This window comes from Microbacterium sp. CnD16-F, assembly GCF_024124465.1.
Classification (GTDB): Bacteria; Actinomycetota; Actinomycetes; order Actinomycetales; family Microbacteriaceae; genus Microbacterium; species Microbacterium gawkjiense.
Window position 1 is genome coordinate 57,366 of record NZ_JAMXSA010000007.1, and the last position, 16,505, is coordinate 73,870.

Sequence of the window (16,505 nt, forward strand, 5' to 3'; positions counted from 1 at the left end):
CGAGGAACCGCCCCGTGGCAAAGACACCGCCCCCCGCCGACACCGCCCCCGACGCCCCCACCGGCGCGGGGAAGAACCGCCCGACGCCCACGCGCGCCGAGCAGGAAGCGGCGCGCAAGCGGCCCCTCGTCGCGAACACGAAGGAGGCGCGCGCCCGCGCCAAGGCCGAGCTCGCCGCCCAGCGCGAAAAGGCCCGGATCGGCATGGCCAACGGCGACGAGCGTCACCTCACGCCCCGCGACCGCGGGCCGCAGCGGCGGTTCGCCCGCGACTACACGGATGCCGGCTGGCACTTCGGCGAGCTCGTCATGCCGCTGCTGGTGATCGTCATCCTCTTCGCCCTGGTCCCGAACACCGCCGTCGTCTTCTACGCCTACATCGGCCTCTGGGCCTACCTCCTCTTCGTCGTCGCCGACATGATCATGCTCTCGCGCAAGGTCAAGAAGCTCGCCGCCGCGAAGTGGGGCGACCGCCGCGAGAAGGGCCTCGGCTGGTACGCGGCGATGCGCTCGGTGCAGATGCGGTTCATGCGTCTGCCCAAGCCCCAGGTCAAGCGCGGCGAGTACCCGAGCTGAGTCCGAGATCCGCAACGGGCCCGCACCGAGAGGTGCGGGCCCGTTCTCGTGCGGGGCGGATGCCGAAGCTCAGCGCACCAGGCCGCGGTTGATCTCGCGCGCCCAGAGGGGGCCGCGGTACACGAACGCGCTGTAGCCCTGCACCAGGTCGGCACCGGCCGCGAGCCGCTCGCGGACGTCGGCCGCGGTCTCCACTCCCCCGGCGGCGATGACGCAGAAGTCGGCGGGGACGGCGGCACGGACCCGGCGGAGCACCTCGAGCGAACGCTCGTGCAACGGCGCGCCGGAGAGCCCGCCGGCGCCCATGGCCTCGACACGTGCGGCATCCGTCGTGAGGCCCGTCCGGGCGATCGTCGTGTTGGTCGCGACGATGCCCGCCAGCCCCGTGTCGACGGCGAGGGCCGAGATGCCGTCGATCTCGTCGTCGGTGAGGTCGGGGGCGATCTTCACGAGGAGCGGGGTGCCGCCGGCGGCATCCTTCACCGCTGACAGCAGCGGACGGAGCGTCTCGACGGCCTGCAGGCCGCGGAGCCCGGGCGTGTTCGGGGACGACACGTTCACGACGAGGTAGTCGGCGACCGGGGCGACGAGGCGCGTGCTGGCGACGTAATCGGCCGTCGCGTCGGCGACGGCCACGACGCGCGACTTGCCGATGTTCGCGCCGAGCACCGGACGCTTCGTGCGACGGCGCATGCGCGCGAGGCGGCCCGCCACGACGGCCGCGCCCTCGTTGTTGAACCCCATACGGTTGATCAGCGCACGATCGGCGGGCAGCCGGAACAGCCGCGGCTTCGGGTTGCCGTCCTGCGGGATCGCGGTGACCGTGCCCACCTCGATGTGGCCGAATCCCAGCGCGTGCAGGCCGAGCGCTCCGATGGCGTTCTTGTCGAAGCCGGCGGCGACGCCGAAGGGCGAGTCGAAGACGAGACCGAGGGCCTCGGTGCGCAGCTGCGGGGCCGGGCGGGTGAGGGCGCGGGCGATCCACGAGAACGGCGGCACCGCGGCGACACGGATGACGACCATCCCGAGGTGGTGGGCCGTCTCGGGGTCCAGGCGGCGGAGGACGAGGTCGAAGAGGAGTCGGTACATCGGCTCCCAGCCTAGGGCGAGGGGCGCACCCCCGTGATCAGACCTCTTCGCGCTGGGCCCGCTGCGCGTGATCCGCCCGCAGCAGCGCGATCGCCTCGTCGAAGTCGTCGAGGGTCTCGAACGCCTGGTAGACGCTCGCGAACCGCAGGTAGGCGATCTCATCGAGCTCGCGCAGGGGCCCGAGGATCGCGAGTCCGATCTCGTTCGTGTCGATCTGCGAGACACCGGTCTGACGGACCGCCTCCTCGACGGCCTGGGCCAGCATCGCGAGATCCGCCTCGGTGACGGGACGGCCCTGACACGCCTTGCGGACGCCCGACATGACCTTCTCGCGACTGAACGACTCGATCACGCCGGACCGCTTGATGACGTTCAGGCTCGCCGTCTCGATCGTCGAGAACCGACCGCCGCACTCGGGGCACTGACGACGGCGACGGATGCTGAGCCCGTCGTCGCTCGTGCGGGAGTCGATGACACGGGAATCGGAGTGACGGCAGAACGGGCAGTGCATGGCGGCATCCAGCCTACGCGTCGAAGCGCGCCGTGACGGCTTCACCGTGCGCGGGCAGGACCTCGGCGTTCGCGAGCGTGACGATGTCGTCGTGGACCGCCTTCAGTGCGTCACGGTCGTACACGATCACCTGCTGCGGACGCAGGAAAGTGGATGCCGACAGTCCCGACGCATAGCGCGCCTGACCTCCCGTGGGCAGCACGTGATTGCTGCCGGCGAGGTAGTCGCCGAGGCTCACCGGGGTCCACGCGCCGACGAACACGGCACCGGCGTTGACGTACTCCTCAGGGCGCGGGTCGCGCAGGTGCAGCTCGAGGTGCTCGGGAGCGTAGGCGTTGCTGAACGCCGTCGCCGTGGCGATGTCGTCGACGAGCACGACGGCGGACTGCGGCCCCGACAACGCTTGCGCGACGCGGGCGGCGTGGTGCGTCGCGGCTGCGCGCTTCTCGACCTGGACCACGACCGCCTCCGAGAGCGCCTGCGAGTCGGTGACGAGGACGGCCGCCGCCTGCTCGTCGTGCTCGGCCTGGCTCACGAGGTCGGCGGCCACCAGCCGGGCATCCGCTGACTCGTCCGCGACGATGAGGATCTCGGTCGCGCCAGCTTCGGAGTCCGTGCCGACCATGCCCGCCACGACGCGCTTCGCCAGCGCGACGAAGTTGTTGCCAGGGCCCGAGATGACGTCGACCGGGTCGAGACCGAGGGCCGGGACACCGTGGGCGTAGGCGCCGATCGCCCCCGCGCCGCCCATCGCGTACACCTCGGTGATGCCAAGCAGACGAGCCGCGGCGAGGATGACGGGGTGCACCCGGCCGCCGTGGTCGCGCTGCGGCGGCGAGGCGAGGGCGACCTGTGCGACGCCGGCCACCTGCGCGGGGACGACGTTCATCACGACGCTCGACGGGTAGACCGCCTTGCCGCCGGGGACGTAGACACCGGCCCGCCGCACGGGTCGCCAGTGCTGCTCGACGCGGGCACCGGGGCCGATGTCCGTCACGACGGGCGCCGGGACCTGCGCGGCCGAGGCGCGCCGGACCCGGTCGATGGCGTTCTCGAGCGCCCGACGGATCGCCGGGTCGAGGGCGTCGAGCGCCTCCTCGAGGTGCGCGGCCGGGACGCGGACGTCGTGACCCTCCACGCCGTCGAAGCGGGCGGCCTGTTCGCGCAGCGACGCCTCCCCCCGCGCCGCGACGTCCGCGACGACGGCGGCCGCCGTCGCCAGCGCCTCGTCGCGGGCAGCGGTGGCCCGGGGGACGGCAGCGAGGAGGTCAGCCGGAGTGACGGCGCGACCCCGGAGGTCGATCGTGCGAAGCATCCCTCCAGGGTACCGGCGCGTCAGCCCCGGGTGACGCCCGAGACGTCGGTGAGGTAGCCGATCCGACCGTCCTCGTGGCGCACGACGAACGAGTCGCCGCGGTCCTCGATGACGAGGGCCCAGGCGGTCGGGCCGATGCGGAACAGGGGCGCGCCGTTCTCGTCGACGACGTCCCGTTCGACGGGTGCGAGCGCCCAGAACGCCTGCTGCGCCGAGGCCGGAGCCGGTGCCGGCTCGTCGTCGTCGATCGGGTCGCCGAGCGGTGCCGGGTCGGGGTCGACCGACGGCGCCGCCATCGTGAAGCGGGCGTCCGAGATCGGACGGGCGACGACCGGGCGGGCACCGCGGGCGACGCGGTGCGAGACCGTCTCGCTGCGGTGCAGGAAGTCCTCGTGGAACGGCGGGATGAAGGGGGCGATGACCGTGAGGGCGACACCCGCCGCCATCAGGATCACCTCGACCCAGACGACCCAGCTGCTCAGCCAGACACCCGTCGCGGCGCCGCGGGCGATGTTGATCCAGAGCCAGCTGAGCCAGAGCACCGCCGAGACCGAGAAGGCGACGGAGGCGAACTGGTCGATACCCAGGGAACCGACCCGGCGGATGCCTGTGGGCGAGAAGCGACGCAGGACGATGAGGAACACCGCGACCGTCGGCACGCCGATGGCGAGGATCCAGTCGATGCCCGAGCCCCAGACGTTCCCGCCGCCGAGGAGCTGCGTGTACGGGCCGTCGCTGTAGAGCGGGAAGAACGAGAAGAGGAAGGCGAGCACCCAGACGCCCAGCAGCGACACCTCGCGCAGCGAGAACGGGCCGATCCCGTACTGCGGCGGAACGTGGCCCGCCTCGGGAGCCTGGTCGACATCGGCGGGGGTGGTGTCGACGTACGGCGCAGGAGCCGCCGCGGCGGCCGGGGCGTCGTCCACGGGGGCGGATGCCTCGGCTGCCGGCGCGTCGGCTGCGGCCGGCGCGGAGGACGCCGCATCCCCCTCGAAGTCGTACGCCTCGGTCTCACTGTCGACGCGGGACGCGTCGTACACCGCGGTCTCGGGCTCCCGGACGACGGTGATGTCGAGGTCCTCGACGGTGCCCCCCGTCTCGTCGGGCGTTTCGGGGGTCGGCTTCTGGTCGGTCACGATGCTCCTTCCGCACAGCGCCGGGGGGCGCCGCCTGCGATCCTACCCCGCGGGCTGTGGGCGACTCAGCCGAGACACTGGGGTCCCAGCAGACCCTTCAACTCGCCGTAGAGGTCGACCGTCACGCCCACCTGCGCGGGCACCTCGAAAACCTTCGCGACGCCGCCGCGGTGGAGCTTCAGGGTCACCTCGGTGCTGCCCGGATGCCGGTCGAGGACGGCGGCGAGCTGACCGATCGTCGTCTCGGTCGCCCGGTGCTCGGGGAGCAGGAGGACGAGCGGGCCGGCGGCATCCACCGATCCGAGGTCGGGGACGAACGCGGACTGCCCGTGGAGGTTGCGCCCGTCGTCGCGCTGCGAGACGCGTCCGCGCACGACGAGGATCGAGTCGGCCTGCAGCATCGACTGGAACTCGGTGTACGTCTTGCCCATGAACATGACGGTCACCTCGCCGTCGAAGTCCTCGACGGTGATCATGCCGTACGGATTGCCGCTCTGCTTCGCGACGCGGTGCTGCACGCTGGTGACCAGGCCCGCGATCGTGACGATGTCGCCGTCGGAGATGTCCTCGGAGACGAGCAGGTCGTGGATCGAGGTCGACGCGTGTTTGGCGAGCGGGATCTCGAGCCCGGCGAGCGGGTGGTCCGACACGTAGAGCCCGAGCATCTCGCGCTCGAAGGCGAGCTTGTCCTTCTTGGTCCACTCGGGACGCTCGGGGACGCGAGCGACCTGCTGCGGCTCGTCGTCGCCCCACAGGCTGTCGAAGTCGAAGCCGACCTCGCCGTTGGCCTCGCGCCGTTTGTCGAGCACGGCCTGCTCGGTGGCGTCCTCGTGGATCTCCATGAGCGCGCGCCGCGTCGACCCGAGCGAGTCGAACGCGCCGGCTTTGATGAGGGACTCCACCGTGCGCTTGTTGGCGACGTGGGCGGGGACCTTCGCCAGGAAGTCGTGGAAGCTCGTGTAGGGGCCGTCGGCCCGCGCCGCGACGATGCCGTCGACGACGTTGCTGCCGACGTTGCGGACGGCGCCCAGACCGAAACGGATGTCCTCACCGACGGCCGCGAAGTAGCGGATGGACTCCCCCACGTCGGGCGGGAGGACGCGGATGCCCATGCGGCGGCACTCGTTGAGGTACACCGCCATCTTGTCCTTCGAGTCGCCGACGCTCGTGAGGAGCGCGGCCATGTACTCGGCGGGATAGTGGGCCTTCAGGTACGCGGTCCAGTAGGAGACGAGGCCGTACGCCGCGGAGTGGGCTTTGTTGAAGGCGTAGTCGGAGAACGGCAGCAGGATGTCCCAGAGGGCCTTGATCGCTGCCTCACCGAAGCCGCGTTCCTTCATGCCGCCCGAGAAGCCCTCGTACTGCTTGTCGAGCTCGGACTTCTTCTTCTTGCCCATCGCGCGGCGCAGGATGTCCGCCTGACCGAGCGAGAAGCCGGCCACCTTCTGCGCGATCGCCATGACCTGCTCCTGATAGATGATCAGGCCGTAGGTCGTGTCGAGGATCTCACGCAGCGGCTCTTCGAGCTCGGGGTGGATGGGTGTGATCGGCTGCACGCCGTTCTTTCGCAGTGCGTAGTTGGTGTGCGAGTTCGCGCCCATCGGACCCGGTCGGTACAGCGCGATGACGGCCGAGATGTCCTCGAAGTTGTCGGGCTTCATGAGGCGCAGGAGCGAGCGCATCGGGCCGCCGTCGAGCTGGAAGACGCCGAGCGTGTCGCCGCGGCTGAGCAGGTCGTACGCGGCGCGGTCGTCGAGCTCGAGGTGCTCGAGGTCGAGTTCCTCGCCGCGGTTGCTGCGGATGTTGTCGAGGGCGTCCGAGATGATCGTGAGGTTGCGGAGCCCCAGGAAGTCCATCTTGATGAGCCCGAGGGTCTCGCACGACGGGTAGTCGAACTGCGTGACGATCTGGCCGTCCTGCTCGCGGCGCATGATCGGGATGATGTCGATCAGCGGTTCGCTCGACATGATGACACCGGCGGCGTGGACACCCCACTGCCGCTTCAGGCCCTCGAGCCCGATCGCGCGGTCGAAGACGGTCTTCGCCTCGGGATCGGTGTCGATGAGCGAGCGGAACTCGCTCGCCTCCTTGTAGCGCGGATGCTTCGGGTCGAACATGCCGCCGAGCTCCATGTCCTTGCCCATGACGGGCGGCGGCATGGCCTTGGTGAGCCGCTCGCCCATGGAGAAGGGGAAGCCGAGGACACGACCGGCATCCTTCAGCGCCTGCTTCGACTTGATCGTGCCGTACGTGACGATCTGCGCGACGCGCTCGGAGCCGTACTTCTCGGTCACGTAGTCGATGACCTCGCCACGGCGACGGTCGTCGAAGTCGACGTCGAAGTCGGGCATCGAGACGCGGTCGGGGTTGAGGAACCGTTCGAAGATCAGACCGTGCTCGAGCGGGTCGAGGTCGGTGATGCGCATGGCGTACGCGACCATCGAACCGGCACCGGAACCGCGGCCGGGACCGACGCGGATGCCGTTGTCCTTGGCCCAGTTGATGAAGTCGGCGACGACGAGGAAGTACCCCGGGAAACCCATCTGGAGGATGATGCCGGTCTCGTACTCCGCCTGCTTGCGCACCCGGTCGGGGATGCCGTCGGGGTACCGGTAGTGGAGGCCGGCCTCGACCTCCTTGATCAGCCAGCTGTCCTCGGTCTCGCCCTCGGGCACCGGGAAGCGCGGCATGTAGTTGGCGGAGGTGTTGAACTCGACCTCGCAGCGCTCGGCGATGAGGAGCGTGTTGTCGCAGGCCTCGGGATGGTCTCGGAAGAGCTGACGCATCTCCTGGGCCGTCTTGATGTAGTACCCGTCGCCGTCGAACTTGAAACGGTTCGGGTCGTCGAGGGTCGAGCCGGACTGCACGCAGAGGAGGGCGGCGTGCGCGTCGGCCTCGTGCTGATGCGTGTAGTGCGAGTCGTTGGTCGCGACGAGCGGGATGCCGAGGTCCTTCGAGAGCCGGATGAGGTCGGTCATGACCCGACGCTCGATCGACAGCCCGTGGTCCATGATCTCGGCGAAGTAGTTCTCCTTGCCGAAGATGTCCTGGAACTCGGCGGCCGCGGCACGGGCCGCCTCGTACTGCCCGAGACGCAGGCGGGTCTGCACCTCGCCGGACGGGCAGCCGGTCGTGGCGATCAGTCCCTTGCCGTAGGTCTGCAGCAGCTCGCGGTCCATGCGCGGCTTGAAGTAGTAGCCCTCGATGCTCGAGAGCGAACTGAGCCGGAAGAGGTTGTGCATCCCCTCCGTGCTCTGGCTCCACATCGTCATGTGGGTGTAGGCACCGGAACCCGAGACGTCGTCGCTCTTCTGGTCGGGCGAGCCCCAGGCGACGCGGGACTTGTCGCTGCGGTGGGTGCCCGGGGTGACGTAGGCCTCGAGACCGATGATCGGTTTGACGCCGGCGGACTGTGCGGCACGGTAGAACTCGAAGGCCGCAAACGTGTTGCCGTGGTCGGTGACGGCGATCGCCGGCATCCCGTACTCGGCTGCCGCCTGCGTCATCGCGCCGATCTTCGCGGCCCCGTCGAGCATCGAGTATTCGCTGTGCACGTGCAGATGGACGAAGGAATCGGATGCCACGGATCGAGTCTACGTTCCGGGTCCGACACGGGACCTAGGCTGGTCGGCATGGCCACTCCCGAGTTCGTCCTCGCGCTCCGCGAGAAGATCGGCACCGCTCCCCTCCCCCTCGTCGGCGTCACCGCGATCGTCTTCCGTGACGAGAAGGTGCTCATCGGACGGCGGGCGGACAACGGCTCGTGGCAGCCTGTCTCGGGCATCGTCGACCCCGGCGAGGAGCCCGCCGACGCGGCCGTCCGGGAGTGTCGCGAGGAGGCGGGGATCGTCGTCCGAGCGACCCGCCTGGCCGCCGTGCAGCAGATCCCCCGCATCGAGTACGCCAACGGCGATCAGGTCGACTACCTCGACCTCGTCTTCCGCTGCGACTGGGTCTCGGGCGAGCCGCATCCCGCCGACGGAGAACTCACCGACGTCGGGTGGTTCGGGCTCGGCGAGCTGGTCGACGTCGATCAGACCCACGTCCGGAAGATCGCGCTCGCGATCGCCGAGGACGACCCCGCGAGCTTCGCCGGCGGCCGCTGACCGTCAGCGCAGATCGAACAGGCTTCGGGTGCCGACGTAGGTCATCGTGAGGTCGACCTGCTCGCCCCTGTTGTCGACGGGGTACCCCTCCGTCGCCGGCGTACCCTGCGACCTCGCGAAGTCCACCGCGCCCGCCAACAGGGCGTGGGAGATGCCCTTCCCGCGATGCCCCGGACGGACGCGGATGCACCACACCGACCACACGTCGAGGTCGTGGACGTCGACGGTCATGACAGCAGGATGCCGCGGGCCGCCGACGTCCGCACCCGTTTCCGCCGAGTCGGTTCACGATTGGTCGCGCAGCATCTCCAGGGCGTGAGCGAGGTCCGCCGGGTACTCCGAGCGGAAGGTCGACCACTCCCCCGTCGCGGGGTGCGCGAACGATAGCTCGCGGGCGTGGAGCCATTGCCGGGTGAGCCCGAGTCGCTCCGCGAGCGTCGGGTCGCCTCCGTAGAGGGGATCGCCGACGCACGGATGCCGGTGGGCGGCCATGTGGACGCGGATCTGGTGCGTGCGTCCGGTCTCGAGGTGCACCTCGAGCAGCGAGGCACGGGGGAACGCCTCGAGCGTCTCGTAGTGCGTCACCGAGTCCTTGCCGTCGGGCGTGACCGCGAACTTCCACGAGTGGCTGGGGTGACGGCCGATGGGCGCGTCGATGGTCCCCACCAGCGGGTCGGGGTGGCCCTGCACGACCGTGTGGTAGATCTTGTCGACCTCGCGTTCCTTGAAGGCCCGCTTCAGCGCGGTGTAGGAGCGCTCGGTCTTCGCGACGACCATCAGGCCGCTCGTGCCCACGTCCAGGCGGTGCACGACGCCCTGACGCTCGGGAGCGCCGGAGGTGGCGATGCGGAACCCTGCGGCGGCGAGGGCGCCGACGACCGTCGGACCCTCCCATCCCAGCGAGGGGTGCGCGGCGACACCGGCGGGCTTGTCGACGACGACGATCTCGTCGTCGTCGTGGACGATGCCGAGGTCGGGTACCGCGATGGGGACGATCTCGGGACCCCGCTTGTCCTCCCAGTCGACCTGCAACCAGCCCCCGGCGACGAGCTTCTCGGACTTGCCGACGGTGCGCCCGTCGAGTTCGACTCCCCCACCCTCGGCGACCTCGGCCGCGAACGTGCGTGAGAAGCCGAGCAGCTTGGCCAGCGCGGCGTCGACCCGGGTGCCGTCGAGGCCGTCCGGGACGGGGAGGCTACGGCTGGGCATGGGGATCGGCGGATGCCGGCTGCGCCTCGTCGTCCGCCGTCGCCGCGGCATCCTTCTCCCGCGACCCGTCGAAACGGACGCCGAGCAGGACCAGGATCGCGACGGCGAGCATCATCGTGACGATGAAAGAGTCGGCGACGTTGTAGATGGCCGACGGGAAGCCCAACCAGAGCCACGGCGTGTGGATGAAGTCGACGACGTGCCCGACGAGGAACCCGGGTGCGCGGAACAGTCGGTCACCCAGGTTGCCGAGGATGCCGCCGAGCAGCAGCCCGAGGACGATGGCCCACGCCCGCGACCGCACGCGGGTCACGGCGAGGACGATGATCGTGACGGCAGCGGCGGCGAGCACGAGGGTGAAGACCCAGGTGACGCCCTCCCCGAGCGAGAACGCCGCGCCGGGGTTGAAGGTCAGATAGAGCTGGAGGAAGTCCCCGAGCACCGGGACGGCCTGCCGCTCGGGCAGGTTCTCGAGAGCGAGGAACTTCGTGAACTGGTCAGCGGCCAGCACCAGCACCGCGAGGATCGCGATGGTGGTGCCGGCCGCTGCGGCGCGCAGTGTCGTCCGCGACGCGGACGTTCGGCTCGACAACGTGCGAGCGGTCAGGACGCGGGGATGGGCGTCGAGCCCGAGGTGCCGGCGACGTCGAGATCGCGCAGCTTCTCCTCGATGAAGCCGCGCAGCTGGACGCGGTAGTCGCGCTCGAACTGACGCAGCTCGCTGATGCGACCCTCGAGGGTGCCGCGCTCGCTCTCGAGGCGGGTGAGCTCGTCCTTGGCCTTGGTGCGGGCCTCGTTGAGGATGGCGTCGGCCTCGGCCTGCGCCTCGGAGATGAGCTTCTCCTTCTGCGCCTTGCCCTCGGCGACGTGCTCGTCGTGCAGGCGCTGCGCCAGCTCGATGATGCCGGCGGACGCGGCCGCAGGAGCGGTCGCTCCGGCTGCGGGGGTCTCGGCGACGGGCTCGGCCGGAGCCGGGGCCGGCTCGACGACCTCTTCCTCGGCGGCGGGGGCGGCGGCCTCCGGAGCGGGGGTCTCGCCGGACTCGTACGCGGCGAGCTTCGCCTTCAGCTCCTCGTTCTCGGCGATCGTCTTGCGCCACTCGACGACGATCTCGTCGAGGAAGTCATCGACCTCGTCCGGGTCGAAACCCTCCTTGAAACGAACATGCTGGAACTGCTTGGTGACGACGTCTTCGGGAGTCAAAGGCATGTGTCTTTCCTCTTTCGGGGCTCAGGAAGCGGGCCGGTCAACGAAGACCCGCGAGGCGCGAGCCGTACCCCGACAGCATAGTCCGCGGCTGTCGTGGGTGCGACGACGACGACCTCACACGCGGCTCAGCACCTGCGTGACGGACAGAAGCACGAAGCAGCACAGCATCGTGATCGGGAAGGCGAGATCGAGCGCGATGGGACCGATGCGCAGCGGCGGGATGAGGCGGCGGAAGAACTTCAGCGGCGGGTCGGTCACGGTGAACACGACCTCGGCGAAGACGAGCCAGCCGCCGCGCGGACGCCACTCCCGGTTGAACATCGGGATGTACTCCAACACCAGACGTGCCAGGAGGAACAGCACGTAGATGAGCAGGAGCGCGTTGAGGATCCCGGCGATGAGGCCGATGACCGTCACGACGTCAGTGCGTGAAGGGAGCGGAGTCGGCGTCGCCCTGGGCGATCGCCCCCTCGCCGGAGACCGCGACGTTCTCGGGCGAGAGCAGGAAGACCTTGCTCGTCACGCGCTCGATACGGCCGTACAGACCCAGCGAGAGTCCGCTCGCGAAGTCGATGAGGCGGCGGGCGTCGGCATCGCTCATCTGCGAGAGATTGATGATGATGGGGATGCCGTCGCGGAAGTTCTCGGCGATCATCTGCGCGTCGCGGTACTGCTTCGGGTGCACCGTGACGATCTCGCTCACGGTGGCCGGAGCGGGCTGACGCACGACGGCCGGACGGTGGATGGGCGTCACCGGGGCGGTCTTGTTCTCGACCTGCTTCTCCCGGCTCTCGCGGCGGGGAGCCGGCTCCTCGTAGACCTCTTCCTCGTCGGCGAGGCCCAGGTACACCATGGTCTTCTTGAGCGGGTTCGACATCGCATCCTCCGTATTGCTCGTCTGTGATGAGGCTAACCGTGCAGGGGCCTCGGGCCTGTGATTGCCGAACCGATGCGCAGGTGTGTCGCACCCGCGGCGATCGCCTCGGCGAAGTCGCCGGTCATTCCGGCGGAGATCCAGTCGGCATCCGGCACCACACGGCGCAGCCGTGCGGCCTGATCCGCGAGCCGGGCGAAGGCCGCGGCGGGGTCCTCGTCGAGCGGGGCGACGGCCATCACGCCCCGCAACCGCAGCGAGGCGCAGGATGCGGCGACGTGCTCGGCGAGCTCCTCGACACCCGACGGCTGGACTCCCCCGCGACCGGGGTCGTCGGTGAGGTTGACCTGGATGAGGACGTCGAGCACGCTCTCGTCGCCTTCGGCGCGGGCGCCGTGGAGCGCGTCGGCGAGCCGCGCGCGGTCGAGGGAGTGCACCGCGTCGGCATCCCGACGCACCGCTTTCGCCTTGTTCGTCTGCGCCTGGCCGATGAAGTGCCAGCGCAGCGCCGGGCCGTCGTAGTCGGCGCGTTTCGCGCTGAGTTCCTGCTGCCGGTTCTCGCCGACGTCGGTGACGCCGAGGGCAGCGAGACCCTGCACGAGCTCGACGGGGTGGAACTTCGTGACGACGATCCGCGTGATCGTCGCGGGATCGCGGCCCGCCGACCGAGCGGCATCCGAGATGCGCGCGTCGATGTCGGCGAGCCGCGAACGAAGATCCACGACGGCGTTACTTCAGGAAGTCGGGGATGTCGAGGTCGTCATCGCCGAAGGCCGAGTCGTAGTCGCTCGACGACGACGCGGGCGCCGACACCGACACCGACTCGCGTCCGCTGTTCTCCGCCGCGGCGAGGTCGCGCGCGACCGTGTCGGCGGGCAGCGGCGGCAGCACGGGGGCGGATGCCGGGCGGCTGGCCGTGATCGGCTCGACCTTCACCTGGGGCTCGCCGCCGTCGAAGCCGGCCGCGATGACCGTGACCCGGACCTCGTCGCCCAGGGTGTCGTCGATGACGGTACCGAAGATGATGTTGGCCTCGGGGTGCGCGGCTTCCTTGACGAGCTGCGCGGCGTCGTTGATCTCGAAGATGCCGAGGTTCGAACCACCCTGGATCGACAGCAGCACGCCGTGCGCGCCCTCGATCGACGCCTCGAGCAGCGGCGACTCGACGGCCAGTTCGGCGGCCTTGATCGCACGGTCGGCGCCGCGGGCCGAGCCGATGCCCATGAGCGCGGAGCCCGCGCCCTGCATGACCGACTTGACGTCGGCGAAGTCGAGGTTGATGAGACCGGGCGTCGTGATGAGGTCGGTGATGCCCTGCACACCGGCGAGCAGCACCTGGTCGGCCGTGGCGAAGGCCTCGATCATGGAGATGCCGCGGTCGCTGATCTCGAGCAGGCGGTCGTTCGGCACCACGATGAGGGTGTCGACCTCTTCCTTGAGCTTCGAGACGCCCGCCTCGGCCTGGGTCTGGCGACGACGACCCTCGAAGGAGAAGGGCTTGGTGACGACACCGATGGTGAGGGCGCCGATCGACTTCGCGATCCGCGCGACGACCGGGGCGCCACCGGTGCCCGTACCGCCGCCCTCGCCGGCCGTGACGAAGACCATGTCGGCGCCCGCGAGGGCCTCCTCGATCTCCTCGGCGTGGTCCTCGGCGGCACGACGGCCGACCTCGGGGTCGGCGCCCGCGCCGAGACCGCGCGTGAGCTCGCGGCCCACGTCGAGCTTGATGTCGGCGTCGCTCATCAGCAGCGCCTGGGCGTCCGTGTTGACGGCGATGAACTCGACGCCGCGAAGGCCGAGCTCGATCATGCGGTTGACGGCGTTGACACCGCCACCACCCACGCCAACGACCTTGATCACAGCAAGGTAGTTCTGGTTCTGGCTCACGCCGGCCTCCGTATCGTCCTGAACCTCGAGTGCAAACCTTCAACCTCAACCAGAGGTTTAAAGAATTGCCGAGTATGCAATTCCCGATTCCGAACGTAGGCGGCGCAGCGCCGCTCAGCCGCAGCGTCGTGGGCGTGTCGCGCGATCTGATTCCGCGTCAGCGGATGACGACCGCGTCCGGCGACGAGATGTCGTACTCGTCGACCTCGGACGGCGGCTTCGCGGTCATCGCGGCCTGCAGGACGCGGGCCTTCTCGACGGGGTCGTCGGAGCTCCCCCACACGACCTCCGCCCCCTCGATCGTGAGGGTGACATCGTCGGGCGTCGTCGCCGCCATCGCCGTCACCTGCGTGCGCAGGTCGGCCGGGAGCGAGCGGTAGACGGCCCCCACGGCGCGGAACGCGCGCGACCCGGCCCCGCCGGTCGCCTCGATCACCGGGTACCCCTCGGGCGCGTTCTCGCTGGTGGAGAGGACGACGCCGGCCGCGTCGACGAGCGAGAATGCGCCGCGCGTCGACACCACCCCCACGGGGGTGCGTTCGATGATCCGCACGACGAGCTCCTGCGGCGGACGCGCTTCGATCGAGTAGCTCTCGACGAGCGGGAACCCGACCAGCGCAGCCTTGACCGCGCTGGAGTCGACGAGCGCGAGCGGGGTGCCCTTCTCCCCCGCGAGCGCCTGCTCGACGGCACCGCGATCGAGCCGATCGGTGCCCAGGACGGTGATCTTCGAGACGGCGAACAACGGGCTGTAGGCGGTCGCCACGGCCCCGAGCCCGACGAGCACGACGGCGGCGAGCGACGCCAGCCACGCGTAGCGACGCCGCCGCTGACGGACGGTGAACCGTCGTACCTCGCGGCGGAGGGCACGCCGGCGGGCGCGGGCCGCCGCCCAGACGTCGCGCAGACCGAGCGGGCGGTCGCCCTCGGCATCCGGAGTCCGTTCGTCGCGCCCGACGTCGTCGACCTCGGCCACCGGCTGAGCGAACGGGACGAGGCGGCCCGGCCGCGAGGGCTCGATGACCTCGGTGACCTGCTCCTCCGCCGGTTCAGGATCGTGCACGGGCTGCTCCGCCCGAGGCTGCGGGACGGGCTCCGACTGCGGAGCCGCCGTCGGGGCGGATCGACGTGCCGGCGGCGTCGTCGGCAGGGGGGACGGCCGCCGCACGGTCAGTCCTGCCCGAGGGCGTCGAGGACCTGCGGGATGATGCGGTACACGTCACCGCAGCCGAGGGTGATGACGTAGTCGCCGGGACGGGCGATGGATGCCGTGTACTCGGCCGCCTGCTGCCAGTCCGCCACGAAGCGCACCCGGTCCTGGTCGGCGAAGGCACCGCTGACGAGGGCGCCGGTCACCCCGGGGACGGGATCCTCGCGGGCGCCGTAGACGTCGAGGACGACCGTGTGGTCGGCGCGGGATTCGAGGACCTCCGCGAACTCGCGGTACATGGCCTGCGTGCGGGAGTAGGTGTGGGGCTGGTGGACAGCGATGATGCGTCCCTCCCCGACGACGGTGCGCGCCGCTGCGAGGGCGGCGTCGACCTCGGTCGGGTGGTGGGCGTAGTCGTCGTAGACCGACACGCCCGCGCGGACGTCGTGCAGCTCGAACCGGCGGATCGTGCCGCCGAACTGCTCGACCGCGCGCAGCGCCGGCTCGAGCTCGAATCCGAGGGTGAGGAGGACGGCGACCGCGCCGGCCGCGTTGACCGCGTTGTGCGCTCCGGGGACGCTCAGGGCGCCCGACGCCGAGCGTCCGTCGTGGTGGAGGGTGAAGGAGACCGGGCCCTCGGTGACGATGTCGCTCACGCGGACGTCCGCCTCGGCGGCCGTGCCGAAGGTGACCACGGTGCGGTGGGACAGCGAGGCGGCGACCTCGCGGGCACCGGGGTCGTCGGAGGAGATGACGACGGCCTGGGATGCGGCATCCGCGAATCGGACGAAACCCTCGTAGAAGGCCTCGCGCGACCCCCAGTGGTCGAGGTGGTCGGGATCGACGTTCGTGATGAGGGCGACCGCGGTGTCGTAGAGGAGGAACGAGCCGTCGGACTCGTCGGCCTCGATGACGAACAGGTCGTCGGACCCGGTGCCGCTCGAGACGCCGAGGGAGGCGATGACGCCGCCGTTGACGAACGTCGGATCGGCGCCGATCGCGCGGAGGCCCGTGACGATCATCCCGGTCGAGGTGGTCTTGCCGTGCGCGCCGGCGACGCTCACCAGTCGACGACCGCCGACCAGCCAGTGCAGCGCCTGCGAGCGGTGCAGCACGGGCACGCCCCGCTCCTGAGCACGCAGGTACTCCGGGTTCTCGGGCCAGATGGCGCCCGTGAACACGACCGCATCCACGTCGTCGGGGAGATTCGCCGCGTCGTGGCCGACGTGGACCTCCGCGCCGCGCGCCGCGAGCGCCTGCATGGCCGCGCTGTCGGAGCGGTCGGAACCCGACACGCGGATGCCGCGATCGAGGAACATGCCGGCGAGCCCCGACATCCCGGAACCGCCGATCCCGATGAAGTGGGCGGCGGTGATGTCCGCGGGGATGGGGAGCGTGAGATCGGGGCGAATCATGGCCCGACAAGTCTAGGTCGGGGTGG

At 70.3% G+C, this 16,505-nt stretch carries 16 protein-coding genes and 1 pseudogene; 2 read left to right on the forward strand and 15 right to left on the reverse strand.

Annotated elements, in window-relative coordinates:
- Positions 1 to 14: 14 nt before the first annotated feature.
- Positions 15 to 575, forward strand: coding sequence for a DUF3043 domain-containing protein (locus NH287_RS03580; protein ID WP_253034490.1), 561 nt, complete (start codon positions 15 to 17; stop codon positions 573 to 575).
- Positions 576 to 644: 69 nt separating this feature from the next.
- Here NH287_RS03580 and NH287_RS03585 read toward each other — a convergent pair whose 3' ends face one another.
- From NH287_RS03585 to dnaE, 5 genes are all read right to left on the reverse strand, one after another.
- Positions 645 to 1,664 (reverse strand): quinone-dependent dihydroorotate dehydrogenase, encoded by a 1,020-nt coding sequence (locus NH287_RS03585; protein WP_253034491.1) that lies wholly within the window; start codon positions 1,662 to 1,664, stop codon positions 645 to 647.
- A 37-nt stretch (positions 1,665 to 1,701) separates the two neighbouring features.
- Positions 1,702 to 2,175 (reverse strand): transcriptional regulator NrdR, encoded by a 474-nt coding sequence (nrdR, locus tag NH287_RS03590; protein WP_064002325.1) that lies wholly within the window; start codon positions 2,173 to 2,175, stop codon positions 1,702 to 1,704.
- Between the two features lie 13 nt (positions 2,176 to 2,188).
- Positions 2,189 to 3,490 carry a histidinol dehydrogenase gene (gene hisD / locus NH287_RS03595; RefSeq protein WP_253034492.1) on the reverse strand — a complete coding sequence of 434 codons (1,302 nt, stop codon included), beginning with the start codon at positions 3,488 to 3,490 and terminating at the stop codon, positions 2,189 to 2,191.
- 20 nt (positions 3,491 to 3,510) lie between these two features.
- Positions 3,511 to 4,626: a hypothetical protein gene (locus tag NH287_RS03600; protein ID WP_253034493.1), complete on the reverse strand. Its 1,116-nt coding sequence runs from the start codon at positions 4,624 to 4,626 to the stop codon at positions 3,511 to 3,513.
- 65 nt (positions 4,627 to 4,691) lie between these two features.
- Entirely contained in the window at positions 4,692 to 8,210 is a 3,519-nt protein-coding gene (gene dnaE / locus NH287_RS03605) for a DNA polymerase III subunit alpha (protein WP_217531291.1), read from the reverse strand.
- A gap of 48 nt (positions 8,211 to 8,258) precedes the next feature.
- Here dnaE and NH287_RS03610 point away from each other — a divergent pair, with 48 nt between their 5' ends.
- Positions 8,259 to 8,732, forward strand: coding sequence for an NUDIX domain-containing protein (locus NH287_RS03610; RefSeq protein WP_217531290.1), 474 nt, complete (start codon positions 8,259 to 8,261; stop codon positions 8,730 to 8,732).
- Between the two features lie 12 nt (positions 8,733 to 8,744).
- Here the strand turns inward: NH287_RS03610 and NH287_RS03615 are convergent.
- The 10 genes and pseudogenes from NH287_RS03615 to murC form a co-directional block, all read right to left on the reverse strand.
- A pseudogene (locus tag NH287_RS03615) lies at positions 8,745 to 8,951 on the reverse strand (GNAT family N-acetyltransferase); the annotation flags it as partial.
- Positions 8,952 to 9,017: 66 nt separating this feature from the next.
- Positions 9,018 to 9,941 (reverse strand): RluA family pseudouridine synthase, encoded by a 924-nt coding sequence (locus NH287_RS03620; protein WP_253034494.1) that lies wholly within the window; start codon positions 9,939 to 9,941, stop codon positions 9,018 to 9,020.
- Positions 9,928 to 10,533, reverse strand: a complete 606-nt coding sequence (lspA, locus tag NH287_RS03625; protein WP_217531287.1) for a signal peptidase II — start codon at positions 10,531 to 10,533, stop codon at positions 9,928 to 9,930. The genes NH287_RS03620 and lspA overlap by 14 nt, the downstream gene beginning before the upstream one ends.
- A gap of 11 nt (positions 10,534 to 10,544) precedes the next feature.
- Complete coding sequence (locus NH287_RS03630) at positions 10,545 to 11,150, reverse strand: DivIVA domain-containing protein (protein WP_253034495.1); 606 nt, start codon at positions 11,148 to 11,150, stop codon at positions 10,545 to 10,547.
- A 114-nt stretch (positions 11,151 to 11,264) separates the two neighbouring features.
- Entirely contained in the window at positions 11,265 to 11,567 is a 303-nt protein-coding gene (locus NH287_RS03635) for a YggT family protein (protein WP_217531285.1), read from the reverse strand.
- Between the two features lie 4 nt (positions 11,568 to 11,571).
- Positions 11,572 to 12,027 carry a cell division protein SepF gene (locus tag NH287_RS03640; RefSeq protein ID WP_064002335.1) on the reverse strand — a complete coding sequence of 152 codons (456 nt, stop codon included), beginning with the start codon at positions 12,025 to 12,027 and terminating at the stop codon, positions 11,572 to 11,574.
- A gap of 32 nt (positions 12,028 to 12,059) precedes the next feature.
- Positions 12,060 to 12,746, reverse strand: coding sequence for a YggS family pyridoxal phosphate-dependent enzyme (locus tag NH287_RS03645; RefSeq protein WP_253034496.1), 687 nt, complete (start codon positions 12,744 to 12,746; stop codon positions 12,060 to 12,062).
- Between the two features lie 7 nt (positions 12,747 to 12,753).
- Positions 12,754 to 13,914: a cell division protein FtsZ gene (ftsZ, locus tag NH287_RS03650; RefSeq protein ID WP_064002337.1), complete on the reverse strand. Its 1,161-nt coding sequence runs from the start codon at positions 13,912 to 13,914 to the stop codon at positions 12,754 to 12,756.
- A gap of 157 nt (positions 13,915 to 14,071) precedes the next feature.
- Positions 14,072 to 14,977, reverse strand: coding sequence for a cell division protein FtsQ/DivIB (locus tag NH287_RS03655; protein ID WP_308210382.1), 906 nt, complete (start codon positions 14,975 to 14,977; stop codon positions 14,072 to 14,074).
- Between the two features lie 107 nt (positions 14,978 to 15,084).
- A complete protein-coding gene (gene murC, locus NH287_RS03660) occupies positions 15,085 to 16,479 on the reverse strand; it encodes a UDP-N-acetylmuramate--L-alanine ligase (RefSeq protein ID WP_253034498.1) in 1,395 nt (464 codons plus the stop codon).
- Positions 16,480 to 16,505 lie beyond the last annotated feature (26 nt).